General features: G+C 68.3%; 26 protein-coding genes. 23 read left to right on the top strand and 3 right to left on the bottom strand.

Annotated features, from left to right (window positions below; genetic code table 11):
• Positions 1-55: 55 nt before the first annotated feature.
• The 4 genes from AB0M95_RS27705 (at position 56) to AB0M95_RS27690 (ending at position 2,171) form a co-directional block, all read left to right on the top strand.
• The gene (locus AB0M95_RS27705) at positions 56-265 is read left to right on the top strand and encodes a hypothetical protein (protein WP_363770462.1); all 210 of its coding nucleotides are present in this window, start codon (positions 56-58) and stop codon (positions 263-265) included.
• A 13-nt stretch (positions 266-278) separates the two neighbouring features.
• A complete protein-coding gene (locus AB0M95_RS27700) occupies positions 279-1,277 on the top strand; it encodes a hypothetical protein (protein ID WP_363770459.1) in 999 nt (332 codons plus the stop codon).
• Between the two features lie 165 nt (positions 1,278-1,442).
• Entirely contained in the window at positions 1,443-1,952 is a 510-nt protein-coding gene (locus AB0M95_RS27695; RefSeq protein WP_363770456.1) for a VOC family protein, read from the top strand.
• A 12-nt stretch (positions 1,953-1,964) separates the two neighbouring features.
• Positions 1,965-2,171, top strand: a complete 207-nt coding sequence (locus AB0M95_RS27690) for a hypothetical protein (protein WP_363770453.1) — start codon at positions 1,965-1,967, stop codon at positions 2,169-2,171.
• A gap of 402 nt (positions 2,172-2,573) precedes the next feature.
• On the opposite strand, the gene AB0M95_RS27685 is transcribed toward AB0M95_RS27690, so the two are convergent.
• The 3 genes from AB0M95_RS27685 to AB0M95_RS27675 form a co-directional block, all read right to left on the bottom strand.
• A complete protein-coding gene (locus AB0M95_RS27685; RefSeq protein WP_363770450.1) occupies positions 2,574-3,344 on the bottom strand; it encodes an isochorismatase family cysteine hydrolase in 771 nt (256 codons plus the stop codon).
• A gap of 5 nt (positions 3,345-3,349) precedes the next feature.
• Positions 3,350-4,525: a hypothetical protein gene (locus AB0M95_RS27680; protein WP_363770447.1), complete on the bottom strand. Its 1,176-nt coding sequence runs from the start codon at positions 4,523-4,525 to the stop codon at positions 3,350-3,352.
• 86 nt (positions 4,526-4,611) lie between these two features.
• Positions 4,612-4,953: a helix-turn-helix transcriptional regulator gene (locus AB0M95_RS27675; protein ID WP_363770444.1), complete on the bottom strand. Its 342-nt coding sequence runs from the start codon at positions 4,951-4,953 to the stop codon at positions 4,612-4,614.
• A 463-nt stretch (positions 4,954-5,416) separates the two neighbouring features.
• Between AB0M95_RS27675 and AB0M95_RS27670 the strand changes: the two genes are divergently transcribed.
• The 19 genes from AB0M95_RS27670 (at position 5,417) to AB0M95_RS27580 (ending at position 13,950) form a co-directional block, all read left to right on the top strand.
• A complete protein-coding gene (locus AB0M95_RS27670) occupies positions 5,417-5,884 on the top strand; it encodes an RNase adapter RapZ (RefSeq protein ID WP_363770441.1) in 468 nt (155 codons plus the stop codon).
• Positions 5,881-6,156, top strand: coding sequence for a hypothetical protein (locus AB0M95_RS27665; RefSeq protein ID WP_363770438.1), 276 nt, complete (start codon positions 5,881-5,883; stop codon positions 6,154-6,156). The genes AB0M95_RS27670 and AB0M95_RS27665 overlap by 4 nt, the downstream gene beginning before the upstream one ends.
• Positions 6,157-6,159: 3 nt before the next feature.
• Positions 6,160-6,318, top strand: a complete 159-nt coding sequence (locus AB0M95_RS27660; RefSeq protein ID WP_363770435.1) for a hypothetical protein — start codon at positions 6,160-6,162, stop codon at positions 6,316-6,318.
• Positions 6,315-6,515, top strand: a complete 201-nt coding sequence (locus AB0M95_RS27655) for a hypothetical protein (protein WP_363770432.1) — start codon at positions 6,315-6,317, stop codon at positions 6,513-6,515. The genes AB0M95_RS27660 and AB0M95_RS27655 overlap by 4 nt, the downstream gene beginning before the upstream one ends.
• Positions 6,512-6,682, top strand: a complete 171-nt coding sequence (locus AB0M95_RS27650) for a hypothetical protein (protein ID WP_363770429.1) — start codon at positions 6,512-6,514, stop codon at positions 6,680-6,682. Before AB0M95_RS27655 ends, AB0M95_RS27650 begins: the two co-directional genes overlap by 4 nt.
• Positions 6,683-6,768: 86 nt before the next feature.
• Positions 6,769-6,945, top strand: a complete 177-nt coding sequence (locus tag AB0M95_RS27645; protein ID WP_363770426.1) for a hypothetical protein — start codon at positions 6,769-6,771, stop codon at positions 6,943-6,945.
• A gap of 145 nt (positions 6,946-7,090) precedes the next feature.
• On the top strand, positions 7,091-7,495 hold the full coding sequence (locus tag AB0M95_RS27640; protein ID WP_363770423.1) for a WhiB family transcriptional regulator: 405 nt from the start codon (positions 7,091-7,093) through the stop codon (positions 7,493-7,495).
• Positions 7,495-7,734 carry a hypothetical protein gene (locus AB0M95_RS27635; RefSeq protein WP_363770421.1) on the top strand — a complete coding sequence of 80 codons (240 nt, stop codon included), beginning with the start codon at positions 7,495-7,497 and terminating at the stop codon, positions 7,732-7,734. The genes AB0M95_RS27640 and AB0M95_RS27635 overlap by 1 nt, the downstream gene beginning before the upstream one ends.
• Before the next feature lie 211 nt (positions 7,735-7,945).
• Positions 7,946-8,128, top strand: a complete 183-nt coding sequence (locus tag AB0M95_RS27630; RefSeq protein ID WP_363770418.1) for a hypothetical protein — start codon at positions 7,946-7,948, stop codon at positions 8,126-8,128.
• Positions 8,125-8,574 carry a DUF3307 domain-containing protein gene (locus tag AB0M95_RS27625; protein WP_363770415.1) on the top strand — a complete coding sequence of 150 codons (450 nt, stop codon included), beginning with the start codon at positions 8,125-8,127 and terminating at the stop codon, positions 8,572-8,574. Before AB0M95_RS27630 ends, AB0M95_RS27625 begins: the two co-directional genes overlap by 4 nt.
• 4 nt (positions 8,575-8,578) lie before the next feature.
• Entirely contained in the window at positions 8,579-8,875 is a 297-nt protein-coding gene (locus tag AB0M95_RS27620) for a hypothetical protein (protein ID WP_363770412.1), read from the top strand.
• Positions 8,876-8,886: 11 nt separating this feature from the next.
• A complete protein-coding gene (locus AB0M95_RS27615) occupies positions 8,887-9,279 on the top strand; it encodes an RRQRL motif-containing zinc-binding protein (RefSeq protein ID WP_363770409.1) in 393 nt (130 codons plus the stop codon).
• Positions 9,276-9,455, top strand: coding sequence for a hypothetical protein (locus AB0M95_RS27610; protein WP_363770407.1), 180 nt, complete (start codon positions 9,276-9,278; stop codon positions 9,453-9,455). The genes AB0M95_RS27615 and AB0M95_RS27610 overlap by 4 nt, the downstream gene beginning before the upstream one ends.
• Entirely contained in the window at positions 9,452-9,631 is a 180-nt protein-coding gene (locus tag AB0M95_RS27605; protein WP_363770404.1) for a hypothetical protein, read from the top strand. Before AB0M95_RS27610 ends, AB0M95_RS27605 begins: the two co-directional genes overlap by 4 nt.
• Complete coding sequence (locus AB0M95_RS27600) at positions 9,628-10,623, top strand: hypothetical protein (RefSeq protein ID WP_363770401.1); 996 nt, start codon at positions 9,628-9,630, stop codon at positions 10,621-10,623. The genes AB0M95_RS27605 and AB0M95_RS27600 overlap by 4 nt, the downstream gene beginning before the upstream one ends.
• Positions 10,623-10,976, top strand: a complete 354-nt coding sequence (locus AB0M95_RS27595; RefSeq protein WP_363770398.1) for a hypothetical protein — start codon at positions 10,623-10,625, stop codon at positions 10,974-10,976. The genes AB0M95_RS27600 and AB0M95_RS27595 overlap by 1 nt, the downstream gene beginning before the upstream one ends.
• Positions 10,973-13,210: an FtsK/SpoIIIE domain-containing protein gene (locus AB0M95_RS27590; protein WP_363770395.1), complete on the top strand. Its 2,238-nt coding sequence runs from the start codon at positions 10,973-10,975 to the stop codon at positions 13,208-13,210. The genes AB0M95_RS27595 and AB0M95_RS27590 overlap by 4 nt, the downstream gene beginning before the upstream one ends.
• 139 nt (positions 13,211-13,349) lie before the next feature.
• Positions 13,350-13,568 (top strand): hypothetical protein, encoded by a 219-nt coding sequence (locus AB0M95_RS27585; RefSeq protein ID WP_363770392.1) that lies wholly within the window; start codon positions 13,350-13,352, stop codon positions 13,566-13,568.
• An 82-nt stretch (positions 13,569-13,650) separates the two neighbouring features.
• Positions 13,651-13,950 (top strand): hypothetical protein, encoded by a 300-nt coding sequence (locus AB0M95_RS27580; RefSeq protein ID WP_363770389.1) that lies wholly within the window; start codon positions 13,651-13,653, stop codon positions 13,948-13,950.
• Positions 13,951-14,002 lie beyond the last annotated feature (52 nt).

Genomic DNA, 14,002 nt, shown 5'->3' with positions numbered 1-14,002 from the left:
CGTCTTCGATCGGTCCCCCGAACCGCAGGTGATCGTCGGCCACTGGGGTGACGTCGTGCTCTTCTACCTTGAGCGCGTGGAGGCGCTGGACGGGATCGCCCACCTGCGGCGGTCCCTCGCCGGCCATGTGCGGGAGAACGTGTACGTCACCCCGAGCGGCATGCTCAGCCGGAGCTACCTGGCCGGTCCCTCGAGACGGTCGGCTCCGCACAGGCATCCGCCGGTGAGATCCGACGACAGGTCGCCTATCGACCAGCAAGAGTGAGGAGACTCGCAGCATGACCAGTCAATTGAAGGTCGGGGTCTGGGACTACGACCACGCCCGTTCGCTCTTCGACGGGACGGTCAAGATCGACGGCTTCGACGCGACCTTCGAGAGCGCAGGCATCGTCTCGCAGATCTTCGAGCGCATGGTCAGGGATCAGGCGTACGACGTGGCCGAGCTCGGCTTGACGTTCTACGTGCGCACCCTTGATCTCAAGGAGTCGCCCTTCATCGCGCTCCCGATCTTCCCCAACCGCCACTTCCGGCATTCGGCGATCTGGGTCAACACCGACAGCGGCATCACGAGCCCGAGCGACCTCGTCGGCAAGACCATCGGCGAGTTCGCGACCTACGGGCACGACGCCGGCATCTGGCCGAAGGGCATCCTCTCGGACGACTACGGGTTTACGCCCGACCAGGCCCGGTGGGTCGTCGGCGGCACCAACCGGCCGATGAAGCCGTTCGACTTCATCCCGTTCCTGCATCCGTCCGACGTCGACGTCCAACTCGCGCCCGAAGGGCGGACGCTCGGCTCGATGCTGGAAGCAGGGGAGATCGACGCGCTCATCTCCGCGCTGGTACCCCAGGAAGTCCTGGAGGGATCCACGAAGATCGCCCCGCTCTTCCCGGACTACGAGGCGGTCGAGCGCGACTACTACCGGCGCACCGGCATCTACCCGATCATGCACACGATCGTGGTGCGCCGGGAGTATCTTGCCGAGCATCCCGAGCTGCCTCGCGCCGTCTACGACGGCTTCAGCGCCTCGCGGGACATCGCGGTGGGCCGGCTCGAGCACGGCCGCATGGAACAGCACATCGAGAGCCTCGTGCCCTGGTCCAGCCCGCTCTACGAGCGGAATCGGACGCTGCTCGCGAGTGACCACTGGGCGTACGGCGTCGAGGCGAACCGCGTGGCCGTCGACACGTTCCTGCGCTACACCTCCGAGCAGGGCCTCTCAAAGCGCCGGCTCACCCCTGAGGACATCTTCGTTCCCGACCTGCTCGACACCTGAAATCCCCTCACGGAAACCGATGAGGCCAACGGCTACTTCGAGCCCAGGCCGTGGCACACGGACTTCCCGCAGTACCCGAAGACCTGAGAGGCCGACCTCGCCGCCATCAACAGCCGCGGGCCGATCGACTTCAACCAGATCGACCACTGACCTCGGAGAGCGACGATGCCAAGACTCAGCCTTCATCACATCTCGATCAACGTCGGGAACCTCGCCGACGCCGCGACGGAGGTCGCCGCAGCCGTGGGCGCCGGCCCGTTCTTCCAGCTGCCGGACACGCGCTGGGACCGCATCGAGGCGGGCGACGGCGACGTGGAGGCGCAGTGGGACCATTCGATCGCGTTCGGCTATGCGGGAGAGACCCTGATCGAGCTTTCCGTGAACCGCGCGCTCGCGCCGAGCGAGCTCGAGCGGGCCCTCACCGGTCACCAGGTGAGCCACCTCGGCTTTTCCACCGAGGACTTCCCCGGAGCGTGCGAGCAGCTGATCCACGCCGGTGCGCGCCGGATCCTGACCGCGGAGAACGCCGCGATGAGCATCTCGTACTTCGTCCACCCGCTGCTCGGCACCGTCGAGATCGTCAGCGAGAGCGAGCGGAGCCGGAGGATGCTGGGCGTCTTCCGCGAGGCCGCGCAGGGATGGGACGGCCGGGACCCGTTGCGGCGGTTTCCGTGACGGCGTCCGCGAGTGCACATCGACAGCTCGGTGGAGAGGAACTACGCGGGCTTCTTCGACGAGCACGGCGTGACGGCGATCCTCTACCGACCCGGCTTCTACATCTTCGGCAGCGCCGCGAAGCCCGAGGACGTCGGGCCGTTGATCGCCGACTTGGCCACGCGGTTCCCCGCGGGCATCAGGCCGGCGGACGAAGCGGCCGGCGTGGCCGCGCGGTAAGCGGGCTCGAGGCGCAGCGCCCACACACCAGCGACACCAGGGTCGTGTTTCCGTCAGCCATATCAACCGGCGTATCGAGGCGGCGCTCACGGCATGATCGGTAGCAGCCCGCGGTTGGTCCACAACTGGTCCACAATCAGCGAGCGTCAATGAGAACGGGGGGACTCCGTGAGACTGGAGACCCGCCCATTTCTACGTTGTACGCCCTGGTCAGCGCGTGTTTTCGCTGGCCTGGATCTTGTGCCCCCTGCAGGATTCGAACCTGCGCACCCGGCTCCGGAGACCGGCCACTATCGCCCTCTCTACCTGCGGAAACTCTTCGTACGCACCAATGAAAGTACGCATACGGTACGTGATCACACCCGACGGCATGGGAGACAGGCTCAAATCCCACCCTTACGGCTACTCCGCGCCTCCCTGCTGTCGCGCAGCCGTCTCCGCGCTGACGCGCGCCGTCGAGTCGGACATCCCTTGCACAGCCTCAGTGAGACGGGCTGCACTGATGGATGCCGCGCGAGGGTCGGACGTGCCGCGAATAGCCGTCGCAGCGTCCTGATAGGCCCGTGTGAGAGCTAGGAGAGCCGCGTCCAGGTGACCGGCCCCGTCCGTGCTTTGGCCCTCGCTCATGCTCCCCGGTCGCCGGGGGTCGATCTCGGCAGCCCGAACGAACTGGCGAGGACCGATGAACCGGGCCGCCACCAACAACCCCGCCTCATGAGAGACTTCGCCGGCATGGCTTGCCGAGGCGTCCTCAATGACCCATGGGGTTACGTCTCGCTCAAAGGCATCGGCCGCCGTTTTGAGTACACAACTCTCTGTAGCTATGCCGCACACGTAAATGTCCGTCCATCCACGCTCCGACATTAGCTTTTGGCCTTCATCGTTAAAAAGGCTATAGATTGTCTTATCGATAACCGCCGTCGCCATAGGCAAGTAGGGCTGCAGCTCCGGGACTATATCCACCTCAGGCGATGCCATGAGTTTCGACCAGGAGAACAGCCTCTGAAAAATGCTACCCTCGTGATTGAGGTATCGAGTAAAAATCACCTCACCGCCCGCCGCCTGCCAGCGCTTGACTAGATCCGCGATGACAGGGACGACGTGGGCTGATTCTTCCCGTACGAATCCGTTTTGAACGTCAACTACAGCAAGGACGGCCGACTTGTTGCGCACTGGCCTTACCTCTCACTCGTTTCGCGAAGTATATCTATGGCCTGAGTCAAGTGACCAGGCAAGCCGCTGGTGTCAAGAATGGCGGACCGCATGAAACGATGCTGGTCTGTCTCTTGGGGGCGAGGATTTGTAAGGCGGGAGCGAACTCCGCGAAGGAACCGCCAGCCGTACTCTGCGGGCACCGAAGGATCGCGTCCCTGTTCAACCTGCTCGTTGATGTGGGCACAGTAGGCCCAGATGGCTTGTGTCGCCAGCTCTGTGGACACTAGCTCACTTTCCGCTAGCGAGCGTTGCGGCGCGACCGGAACGTATACGACACCCGACCATGAGGCGTACCCCAGAGAGATTCCCTTCACGCCAAAGGCAATCATCTCCGGATAGTCAAATCCTTCCACCAACAGCGAGCGCTCTACTAATTCAGCGTGCGCAAGAGTCGCGTCGGACATCTCGGGATCTCGTGCAAGCAACGTCTTAGGAAAGCACATTATCCGTAGAGCGGTGTCAAGCTCGTGCGGCGGCCAGATTGGAGAATGAACCCAATAAAGGCTTAGCACGTACGACGCCTCTGCATCGGCACACACTAAGTCCGACATGTAGCGTGACGCCCACTCCAAGTTTTCAATGTAGGTTCGCCGACGCCATACCGCGAGATGCGCCACATTCGGAAATGCGATTTCTTCAACGAGATGAAAGATGGCCACGCCGAACGGCCAGACGTATAATCGGCATAATCCTTCATCGTGGGCAACTTCGCGAGTCATGCAGTCCAGCCCATGGTGTGGCGACGTTGGCGTAACCAATTCCCGCGCGCCTAATTCCGCCGCCCTGTCGGCGCCTATGTAGACGGCGATGAACTTATGAGACCGAACGCCGTAGCGCTCTCCCGCTTCCGTCGCTGGCACGACGTCGCCGAATAGCTCATGCGCCGTCGCATCGTAAGCAGCACAGTACAACTCAACATAGAGAGGATCACGGCAGAGCGCTATGCCGCTTTCGTGGCGGTACAGCGCTTTCTCAAGCGCCTCCAGTTCGGGAACCCCGAGACCTCGTGCCGCGCCGAGACGTTGAAGCTCACGGGCCGCACGCCGGCGACTCCATCCGAGCGCCTCCCGCTTCGATATCAGGACGTGGTTTGGAGCGCGCCGCCTGCCACTACCTGCCTGCCCCGTCACGTCGGACATGCCCCGTGTCCCTTCGCGTCCGTGTGCGTCAACTAGTGCGCACGAGCTTCGATCACGACTCTTGAAGCATGAACAGGCACACCAGATCAGTCCCGGTCAGACAGGCGAGTTTCGATGACGTCAACCCTGTCTCGGAGCGCAGCCAACTCCCTGACGAGATCAGCAATGGTCGCTCCCTCAGCTTCATCGCCACCGCCGGCCCCCGGGTGCGATTCGGCTGCAACCCGGCTCAGATGCTCATCAGGGAGCCCAAGTGCTCTGGAGATCGCAACGAGCGTGTTCCTGTTCCGCTTCCGGTCTACGCCCTGCTGGATCTGCCGAATCGTCATCGGGGCGACCTTCGATCGCTCGATGAGCTCTCGTTGCGTCATGCCCAGTTCGGCCATCCGATCGTTGACGACCTTCGCCACCGCCGCCCAGTCTGCCACGCCTAACGCCCTCCTACCTGGGCTAACCCAACACTCGCACTGATCACAGCGTAGCCAACACTCGCGCTATTGACAGCGGCACTATAAGCGCTAATATTAGCGCTGCAAGTAGCGCACGGCTTGAAGCGCAGAGACACCTAGCACCAGCCGGAAGACCAGGGAAGGCGGCGTGAGCCGCGCGCCGACGGGCTGGGAGCAATCGCAACTTCCTAACTCCATCCGGGCTTGCCGCCTCCCACCGAAAAGGCGGTTCTAGCAGGGAAAACGCCCTGCATAACCAACAGGGACGGCCCCCATCCTCCAAGACATGGGCCGTCCCTGAACTCCTCATGCAAAGGAGTCACACAATCATGTCCCTTCTGCGTCTCCTGGCCAAAGCGCTCCGGGGTCCCTGTCACTGCTGCGGTGGTGGCGGTTGGATGACCTCGACGCAGATCTGTGGCGTGTGCGAGGGCACCGGTCAGTGCGGGTGCCCGTGAACGCCCCGGCCGTTGCCCCCGCGGGCCGCGCCGTGGTGGTGGTTGAGTCGTTCGGCTACGGGCACGGCCCGGCGCCGGAGGCTGATCTCACCATCGACGCGCGCCGCCACCTGTACAACCCGCACCGTGACCCGCGGATGCGGTACCTGACCGGCCTTGACGAGCAGGTTCGTGCTCACGTGCTGGCCACGCCCGGCGCGGCCAACCAGGTCGGCAACGCGGTGACGTTCGCGCTGTGCCTGCTCATCGACGTCACGCACGACAGCGGAGAGCTTGTCACGCTCGCGGTCGGCTGCGCCGGTGGCCGGCACCGGAGCGTCGCCATGGCCGAGGCCATCGCCGCCGGCCTGCGCGCCGCGGGGGTCGTGGTCGAGGTCCGGCACCGCGACGTCGGCAAGCCGGTCATCCAGCGCATCCCCACCGCCGCTGCCGCTTCGGGTGGTGGCCGGTGAGCGCCGGTGACGCGGTCCGCGTCGTGGATCTCGGCGCGCTGAAGCGTGACCGGCGGGGCCGGTTCGTCAAGACCTTCACCTTGTCCTACGAGACCCGGACCAGGGCCTTGGAGGTCGTCAAGGTGGTCCGTCACCTGCCCGCCGAGGGCGTCGAACTGGTCGGCAAGGTCGCCGGTAAGGCCGCTGACCGAGGGCTGGTGTGGAACATCCAGGTTCTCGACGGCACCGGCGCCGATGTGACCTTCGATTTCGCCTGTTTCCAGGAGGGATGAGTCATGCGTCTGCCCATCAACCGGCCTAAGCCGCTGGGGTGCCCGACCTGTAGCGGCCTGGGGCGGATCGTCACCCGGGTCGCCGTGCTCGGTAAGGGCTGGGTGACCAAGGGACCCAAGTGCGGCACCTGCAAGGGGCGCGGCACGCTGCGGACCCGATGACCGGCCAGGAGACCGGCCCGGTCCTGCGCGGCGTGCGCCGTCTGGTCGCTCGCGCCGATGAGGCCGTGTGCGCCCGGGATGAGCGGTTCGCCGCGCTGCTGGGCTGGCAGGTCACCCGCGTCGGGTTCGGCGCCCGCGCCTACCGAGACCCCCGATTCGACCACACCCCCACCCCCATTCAAGGAGTTCGGCCATGAGCGAGACCGCTATCTTCCTCACCATCGGCGGTAGGTACGTCGAGTTCACCGAGAAGGTGCAGATCCCCCCTTACGGCTCGTGGAAGTGCGAGGGCTGCGGGGACTCCAACCGCCACGCCCTGCGGTCCTCGGCCAACGAGCACGCCGCGGCCTGCCGCGCCATCTGACCACCCCACCCCGAGAGGCTCCGGGTCTGAAGTGCCATGCCCGGAGCCTGTCAGTCCCACCACCACCAGAAGGGAGCCCATCAGTCATGGGCCAGAGCAAGGCCGAACGCGACGCCGCGATCAAGAAGATCAAGAACAAGATCTGCGCCGAGTTCGGCGTCACCTCCGACGAGGTCATCCTCAAGGACAACCACGACATCGTCATCGACCGGCGGGCCACCATGCCATGGGCCAAGCCCATGGTCGTCGGCAAGTGGTCGTAGCACCGCGACGGCGCCCTCTGGGGTTGCAGTCCGCGGCCTGCCGCGCCGTCTGAACTGTCCTGCATGACCTACCTCCCGGGGCGGCTCGTATCCGCCAAGACCCGAAGCCGCCCCGGCCCCCTCTACAGGAGAGGCCTTGTTCATCATGTCCCATCGCACGACACGGCCGCCCGCGGCCGTCGTTCACCCCGCCCGGTTCCCGGCCCTACCCGGAGCGCTGCTGCCGGCCGATGCCCTCGCCGATGGGCTGTCGCGCGAGCTGGCGGAGCGGGCTCTGTGCGGGTTCGACCCCGAGTTGCACACCGGCCCCGACGCCTTCACCGACGAGCCCGACGACGAGCGGGCGGCACGCGAGCAGGTGGCGCGCGAGGTGTGCGCCGAATGCCCGGCCCGGGTGGCGTGCCTGCGCCGCGCGCTGCGCCTCGCCCCCAACGCTGGGGTGTGGGCCGGTTTCACCCCCGACGAGCTGGCCGAACTGCCCCACCCGGCCGCCGTGCCCGTTCTGCCCGAGCTGCTGGTGTCCGTCGGGACGGCTGCGGGGGTGGCCTGATGGGTGCCCGGTACTTCTCGGTGACCGCGCCGGCGTCATGGAACAAGTCGGGCAAGGCCACCATCACGGTTCGGACCGGCGGCGCCTACCCGGTGTACCTGTGCGTGGGCAACCAGCGCATGGGGTTGAACGAGATCGAGGCGTGGGCGCTGCTGGTGGCGCTGAGCAACGCCCTGCCCGCCACCTTCGGCCCAGCCCCCGACTGGGCCACCTCCCAGATACAGGCGGGCGGCGCGTGATGGCCGGCCGCTTCCAGTGCGGCGAGTGCGACCACGAGCACCACGCCGCCACCGGATGCCCGCGCTGCCAAGCGTCGCGCGGCCAGGTGGAGCTCTGCGCGACGCACGGCGCCCGGCCGCTTCGCCGTTGCCCGGCCTGCCGCAGCCTGGCCCGTTCGCAGTCCGGCCAGTGACCACACCCCTCCGACCGCCCCTGAACTGGAGAAGCACCATGGAGAAGATCCGCATGCGCACGCCGGGCGGCAAGACCGTCACCTGGACCCAGACCCATCACAAGCTGTTCGTCGGCATCTTGGAGTGCGACGGCTGCGCCCTGCGCAGCAACGATCGCACCCTTACCGATGCCGAACGTCACGCCGAGTCCTGCCGCGTGATCAGCGTGGAGCGGATATGAGCGCCGCGACGTTCGCGGCCGTGTTCGCCGCGCTCTACGCCGCGCACACCTTCGGTGACCACTGGGTGCAGACCCACCACCAGGCGTGCGGCAAGGCCGCGTCCGGCTGGCCCGGCCGTCTGGCCTGCGCCCGCCACGTGGCCACGCTCACCGCAACCAAACTGCTCGCGGTCGCCGCGCTGCTGGTGTTCACCGACCTCACCGTGCATCCCGCCGCGCTGGCCGTCGGCGTCGTGGTGGACGCGGCATCGCACTATGCGGCCGATCGGCGCCGGCCGCTGGCGTGGCTGGCCGAGGTCATCGGCAAGGGCGAGTTCTTCCGCTTCGGTGCGCCCCGCCCCGGCACCGGCGACGCCCCGCATCTGGGCACCGGCGCCTACGCCCTTGACCAGTCCTGGCACGTGGCCTGGCTGTTCATCGCCGCTCTCATCATCGCCGCCGGGTGACCCGGTGACCGGCAACGACCAAAACGACCCTGACCCCCAAGACCCGCGCGACGACGACAAGGACACCCCGATGTTCAAGCCCCGCGAAGACAAGCCCGTTCCGGCGCACCGCAAGTCGTGGAAGTCCTGGACCGAGGGACACAACGTCTACCTCGCCAGCTCCTGGCGCAAGGTCGGCAACCTGGGCCAGTGGGTGTGCGGCTACTGCGAGAAGACCACCACCGACCCGCTGTCGCCCTACCAGAGCGAGACGTTGGCCGACTGCCGCGAGTGCGGGCGGTCCAACCGGATCTCGCTGTGAGGCGAGGGCCGATGTCACGCATTCGTGCCGCGTTCTTCGACCCCACCGGCGCCCGGTACGGGCTTCCGACCTGGCCGTGGCGGATGGCGCCGCCGCACCTGGCCACCCGCCGCCAGCTCACCGCCCGCGGGCTGCGCCCCGGCGGTCAGTACGTGCAGGGACAGGTGTTGTGGCGGTCGTCTCGGTACCGGGTGCGGGGCGGGGTGCGGGCCGCGTTCCTGTTCGACACCCGGCTCGCGCTGCCCAAGCGCACCGCCACCCCCGCGCAGTTGGAGGCGCTGGCCAAGGCGAACGCCGCCCGGCGCACCTGCCCCGAATGCGGCACCGACGCCGGTTATGTGCTGCCCCGCCACCTGGGGATCTGCCTGGACTGCGCCCGCACCGACGAAAGGAACGCCGCGTGATCGGTATCCGGCTGATCGGCGAACCCGACGAGGTCGCCGAAGCCGCGCGCATCCTCGGTGACGCCTTCCGGGTCATCGCCGAGTCCCGCCCCTACCCCTGCCGAGGCGCGGACATCCGCGTGCGCCTCTACATCGACGCCGAACTCACCCCCACCCCCAAGGAGGACCGGCCGTGAGCGGTCTGGAGATCTACCGCCGCCGTGTGAAGGAACTGCGCGCCAAGGGCGTCGGTTCGGTCGCGGCGCACCGCATCGCGATGGACGAGGCCCGCCGCCGTATCGATCAGCGTGAGCAGGCGTGGCACGACGCGCAGGAAGCCGCCGCCGCGGGCCGCACGGAGGTGACCCGGTGAGCATCGCCACTCCCACCCCCGAGCCGAGTCCCGACGACATCACCCGAGGACTGGCCGAACTGGAACGCCATCTCGCCGCCCAACCCCCCACCGTGGCCGCCCCGCCACCGGCCCCGCCCGCCTCGCCGGTGCAGGCCGGCGGGGAGAGCAAGCGGGTGGCGCGGTTGCGCGCCGAGGTCGCCGAAGCCCACCAGTTGGCGACCCTGCAAGACGACGACGCGCCGCTCCTGCTGGACACGGCCAAGGTGCGTAAGCGCCGCAAGGCCGCCCACGAGGCCGCGCGGCTGCACGAGCTGGGCCAGAACCCGGCCATGCGCGCCTGGCAAGCCGCACGGATGCGGCGCCTGCTGGTGGCCGCGGGGATGGTGGCGCTGGCGCTCGCGCTGGCCTGGTCCACCGCCGGTGTCCAGCACTTCGCCGCCGACGGCGCCCCCGCCTGGTCGCCCTCGTGGGTGTTCGCCTGGCTGGTGGAACCGTTCATGTCGCTGGCCCTGCTGGTCGTGGTCGGCGCCCGCGCCTACCTGGCCACCCGCGGCCAGCCCATCGAGTCACCGACGCTGGTCAGAATCGAGTGGCTGTTCCTCGGGTTGACGGTCGGCATGAACGCCTGGCCGTACCTGCCCTGGTCGGTCCCCGAGGGTGAGACGTTCTCCCTGTCGCGTTTGGTGCTGCACGTGCTGGGGCCGGTCGTCGCCGTCGCCGTGGTGACCGCTCTGCCGATCATCCTGGCCGCGTTCACCGACCTTGACCACACCCGGACCCAGAAGGCAGACCAGGGGCTTACCGGCCTTACGTACAGCGCGAACACCCATGATCCGGTAAGGCGGACGGGCGCCGAACCGACCGCGCTGATCGAGCGGACACGGACGCTGATCGCCGCTGGGCAACTGCCCGCCACCCCCAGCGCCAACAAGATCCAGCGGGCGTTGCGGTGCGGCATGGACGACGCCCGCGCCGTGCGTGACGCGCTGCTGGCCGAAAGGCTGGCGTGATGGGCATCCGCATCACCCCCGCCCACATGGCCCTCACCGACCCGACCGGCGCCACCACCGCCACCGCCGAACTCCGGGAAGGTGCCTGGCAGGTCACCGGCTACCCCGGACGGCGCTTCACCCGAGACCAGGCCATCACCGCTCTCACCCTGACCGAAGTCCTCGCCGCCGGGCCCCGGCCCCGTGACGAGATGTGGCGGCACATGATCGACGCCTGGCGCGCCGAACTGGACCTGCCGCCCCTCACCTACGCCCCTGACCGCCCCGTGCGGGACGCGACCCCATCCGCCAAGACAACGGCCGCGCCCCGCAACCCCGCCCACAGCAAGGCAAACGAGGTGACCCCATCATGACCGACACCCCTGCCCAGACCAACGGCCACCACCCCGCCACCCCGGCGAGCTTCACCCTCTGGCCCGACGACGACCCCGGCGCCGAGGTCGTGGCATTCGACACCATCCGCGCCGGACGCCAGCCCCAGCCGCCCGCTATCCCTGCCGACCAGTCCGACCGGTCCGACCGCCCCGCCGCCCCCGACGGCGCCGAGGTCATCGAGTTCCCCGACGGGGAGACGGTCCGCGTCGACCAGGACGGCGGCGCCGACCGCAACTGGCGCGCGGAGCTAGCCGACAAGGCCAAGGCGCGCCGCCCGGTCGTGCCGCTGTGGCTGCGCTCACGCGGTGAGGCCCTGGACACCCTGACGTGGGCGGGAGGGCACTACCTGCACGTCACCGGTTACCACGCCCTGCGCTCCCCGCTGTACGGGCTGAAACTGGCCGGCCGATCCCCGCGGGGCCTGGCCCGCACCCTCGGCGGTTTCGTCCGCTGGACCTTCGATTGGGAAGGCGAGCCGGTACGCCTGGCCGCCGTCCGCAAGGAAGACCCCGAGTCCTACCTGAAACTCTCCCGCCAGCGCGACGCCCGTGTCCGCCTGCGCGTCGCCGTCGCGATCCTGGCCGTCATCGTGACCGGCATCAGCACGCTGCTGGTGGCGTTCGCCGCCCCCACCCCGGCGCAATGGGCCGTCATCGCCGCCCTGATCGCCCTACTCGGCGTCCTCGGCGCGCCGCCGGACCGGCCGCTGATCGACCGCGCCGTCATCGCCACCAAGGTCGAACGCCTCACCTCCACCGTCGTCATCGACGCGCTTGCCGCGCTCGGTATCGCCGAGATCAACAAAGCCATGGGCAAGGGCGGACGCGGCATCGGCTTCCCCGCCCCCATCACCCGGGACGGCCCCGGCTGGCGCGCCGACGTCGATTTGCCGCTCGGGGTCACCGTCACCGACATCATGGAACGCCGCGACCGGCTCGCCTCCGGGCTGCGCCGCCCGCTGGGCTGCGTCTGGCCCGAACCCGCCCCCGGCCAGCACGCCGGACGCCTGGTTTTGTGGGTCGGAGACCAGGACATGTCATCGGCCAAGGCCCCAAGCTGGCCGCTGGCCCGCACCGGCACCGCCGACCTGTTCAAACCGGTGGTGTTCGGCTACGACCAGCGGATGCGCCCGGTCACCGTCCCGCTCATGTACGCCAACGTGCTGATCGGCGCGATGCCCGGCGCGGGCAAGACCTTCGCCCTTCGCGTGCTGCTGCTGGCCGCCGCCCTGGACCCCACCGCCGAACTCCGCCTGTTCGAACTCAAGGGCTCGGGGGACCTGTCGGTGTTCGAGTCGGTGTCCCACCACTACGGGTCTGGCCCCGATGACGACACCATCCATGCCTGCCTGCTCAGTCTGCGGGAGGTGTACAAGGACCTGGAACGCCGCGCCAAGACCATCGCCAACCTGCCCCGCGACATCTGCCCAGAGAACAAGGTCACCCCTCAGCTCGCCGCCAAGCGCTCCCTGGGGCTGCATCCGCTGGTGTTCGCCGTGGACGAATGCCAGGAGCTGTTCTCCCACCCCGAGCACGGCAAGGAAGCCGGCGAACTGGCCACCGCCATCATCAAACGAGGCCGCGCCCTCGGCGTGATCCTGCTGCTGGCCACCCAGCGCCCCGACAAGGACAGCCTCCCGACCGGCGTGTCCGCCAACGTCGGCATCCGGTTCTGCCTACGCGTCATGGGCCAGGTCGAAAACGACATGGTGCTTGGCACCAGCGCCTACCGCAACGGCATCCGCGCCACCACCTTCACCATGCGAGACAAGGGCATCGGCTACCTGGTCGGCGCCGCCGAAGACGCCCAGATCACACGATCGGCCTACCTGGACGGCCCCGCCTCCGAACGGATCGTCAAACGCGCCCACGCCGCCCGCGCCGCCGCCGGCACCCTCACCGGCCACGCCACCGGCGACACCGAACCCGCCGCCCCGGCCTTCGATCTGCTGGCCGACATCCTGGCCGTCGTGGCGCCCGGCGAGGGCAGGGTGTGGTCTGAAGTCGTGGTCACCCGGCTGGGTGAGCTACGGCCCGGAATCTACGACGGGTGGGAAGTCGAGACGCTGGCCGCGATGCTCAAGCCGCACGGCATCGACACCATCCAGATCAGCCGCCGCATCGACGGCAAGCAGACAAACCGGCGCGGCATCGACCGCGACCGCGTCGCCGAAGTCGTCGCGGAGCGTAACCGAACTCGCTCGGCCGACTGACCCCCGCCGAGTGCTACCGGTAGCGGGCAACCCCGCTACCGGTAGCACCCCTGGTAGCGCTCCATCCCTCGATCTACCAGCGAACTAGCGTGCTAGCGCCCACCTGCGCAAAGCCTTCAAAACGGCCTGGGAGCCCCCTGTGACCCTCCTCATCACCCTGCTAGTCCTCTGCCTCCCCATCGTCACTCTCTGCTACATCGGTTGGTGCCTGATCTCGCCCTGGGGCACCTGCCGACGCTGCCGCCCCGGAGGCAAGAACCGCACCTGCCGCGCCTGCTCCGGCACCGGCATGCGCTCCCGGATCGGCTGGCGCCTGGTCACCTACGTCCTTCGCCTGCACCACGACGGCACCCGATGACCGGCCACACCAGCCGGGCCCGCGCGAGCCGTTCCCTGACCAGCGACCAGACCACAGCCACGCCCACCAGAGGAGAACGGTAATGGGCTTCTACTTCGGCCCCCGCGCCCGGCACATCTCCTGCCTGCACTCCCAGCAACTGGCCACCCTGCTCACCGAGGCAGGCGCCCGCGACAGCCAGGGCGCCGCCAGGCTGCTCGACTTCATGGACCACGGCAGCGAAGACACCCTGACCCCGCGCGAGGCCGGGCAGGCCGCGCGATCCCTGCGCCGAGTCGCCGGCCGCCTGCGCCACCAGATCGACCGGAACACCGTCGAGCGGATCGCCACCGACGCCCACGACGCCACGACCACCGGCCGTAACTGGACCGTCGGCCCCTAGCCCGCGTTCACGGCGGCTACCGCCCCACCTGCACCGGCACCGGCCGCCGCCC

The organism is Sphaerisporangium sp. NPDC051017, from assembly GCF_040683095.1.
In the GTDB taxonomy this organism is placed as follows: Bacteria; Actinomycetota; Actinomycetes; order Streptosporangiales; family Streptosporangiaceae; genus Sphaerisporangium.
The sequence above is the reverse complement of the archived record's forward strand: the minus strand, read 5'-3'. Positions and strand labels throughout refer to the sequence as shown.

Excerpts from the sequence above, each read along its gene's own strand:
- AB0M95_RS27700 (WP_363770459.1), top strand. The coding sequence starts at position 279 with ATGACCAGTCAATTGAAGGTCGGGGTCTGGGACTACGACCACGCCCGT.
- AB0M95_RS27695 (WP_363770456.1), top strand. The coding sequence starts at position 1,443 with ATGCCAAGACTCAGCCTTCATCACATCTCGATCAACGTCGGGAACCTC.
- AB0M95_RS27680 (WP_363770447.1), bottom strand. The coding sequence starts at position 4,525 with ATGTCCGACGTGACGGGGCAGGCAGGTAGTGGCAGGCGGCGCGCTCCA.
- AB0M95_RS27660 (WP_363770435.1), top strand. The coding sequence starts at position 6,160 with ATGCGTCTGCCCATCAACCGGCCTAAGCCGCTGGGGTGCCCGACCTGT.
- AB0M95_RS27655 (WP_363770432.1), top strand. The coding sequence starts at position 6,315 with ATGACCGGCCAGGAGACCGGCCCGGTCCTGCGCGGCGTGCGCCGTCTG.
- AB0M95_RS27650 (WP_363770429.1), top strand. The coding sequence starts at position 6,512 with ATGAGCGAGACCGCTATCTTCCTCACCATCGGCGGTAGGTACGTCGAG.
- AB0M95_RS27645 (WP_363770426.1), top strand. The coding sequence starts at position 6,769 with ATGGGCCAGAGCAAGGCCGAACGCGACGCCGCGATCAAGAAGATCAAG.
- AB0M95_RS27640 (WP_363770423.1), top strand. The coding sequence starts at position 7,091 with ATGTCCCATCGCACGACACGGCCGCCCGCGGCCGTCGTTCACCCCGCC.
- AB0M95_RS27635 (WP_363770421.1), top strand. The coding sequence starts at position 7,495 with ATGGGTGCCCGGTACTTCTCGGTGACCGCGCCGGCGTCATGGAACAAG.
- AB0M95_RS27630 (WP_363770418.1), top strand. The coding sequence starts at position 7,946 with ATGGAGAAGATCCGCATGCGCACGCCGGGCGGCAAGACCGTCACCTGG.
- AB0M95_RS27625 (WP_363770415.1), top strand. The coding sequence starts at position 8,125 with ATGAGCGCCGCGACGTTCGCGGCCGTGTTCGCCGCGCTCTACGCCGCG.
- AB0M95_RS27615 (WP_363770409.1), top strand. The coding sequence starts at position 8,887 with ATGTCACGCATTCGTGCCGCGTTCTTCGACCCCACCGGCGCCCGGTAC.
- AB0M95_RS27595 (WP_363770398.1), top strand. The coding sequence starts at position 10,623 with ATGGGCATCCGCATCACCCCCGCCCACATGGCCCTCACCGACCCGACC.
- AB0M95_RS27590 (WP_363770395.1), top strand. The coding sequence starts at position 10,973 with ATGACCGACACCCCTGCCCAGACCAACGGCCACCACCCCGCCACCCCG.
- AB0M95_RS27580 (WP_363770389.1), top strand. The coding sequence starts at position 13,651 with ATGGGCTTCTACTTCGGCCCCCGCGCCCGGCACATCTCCTGCCTGCAC.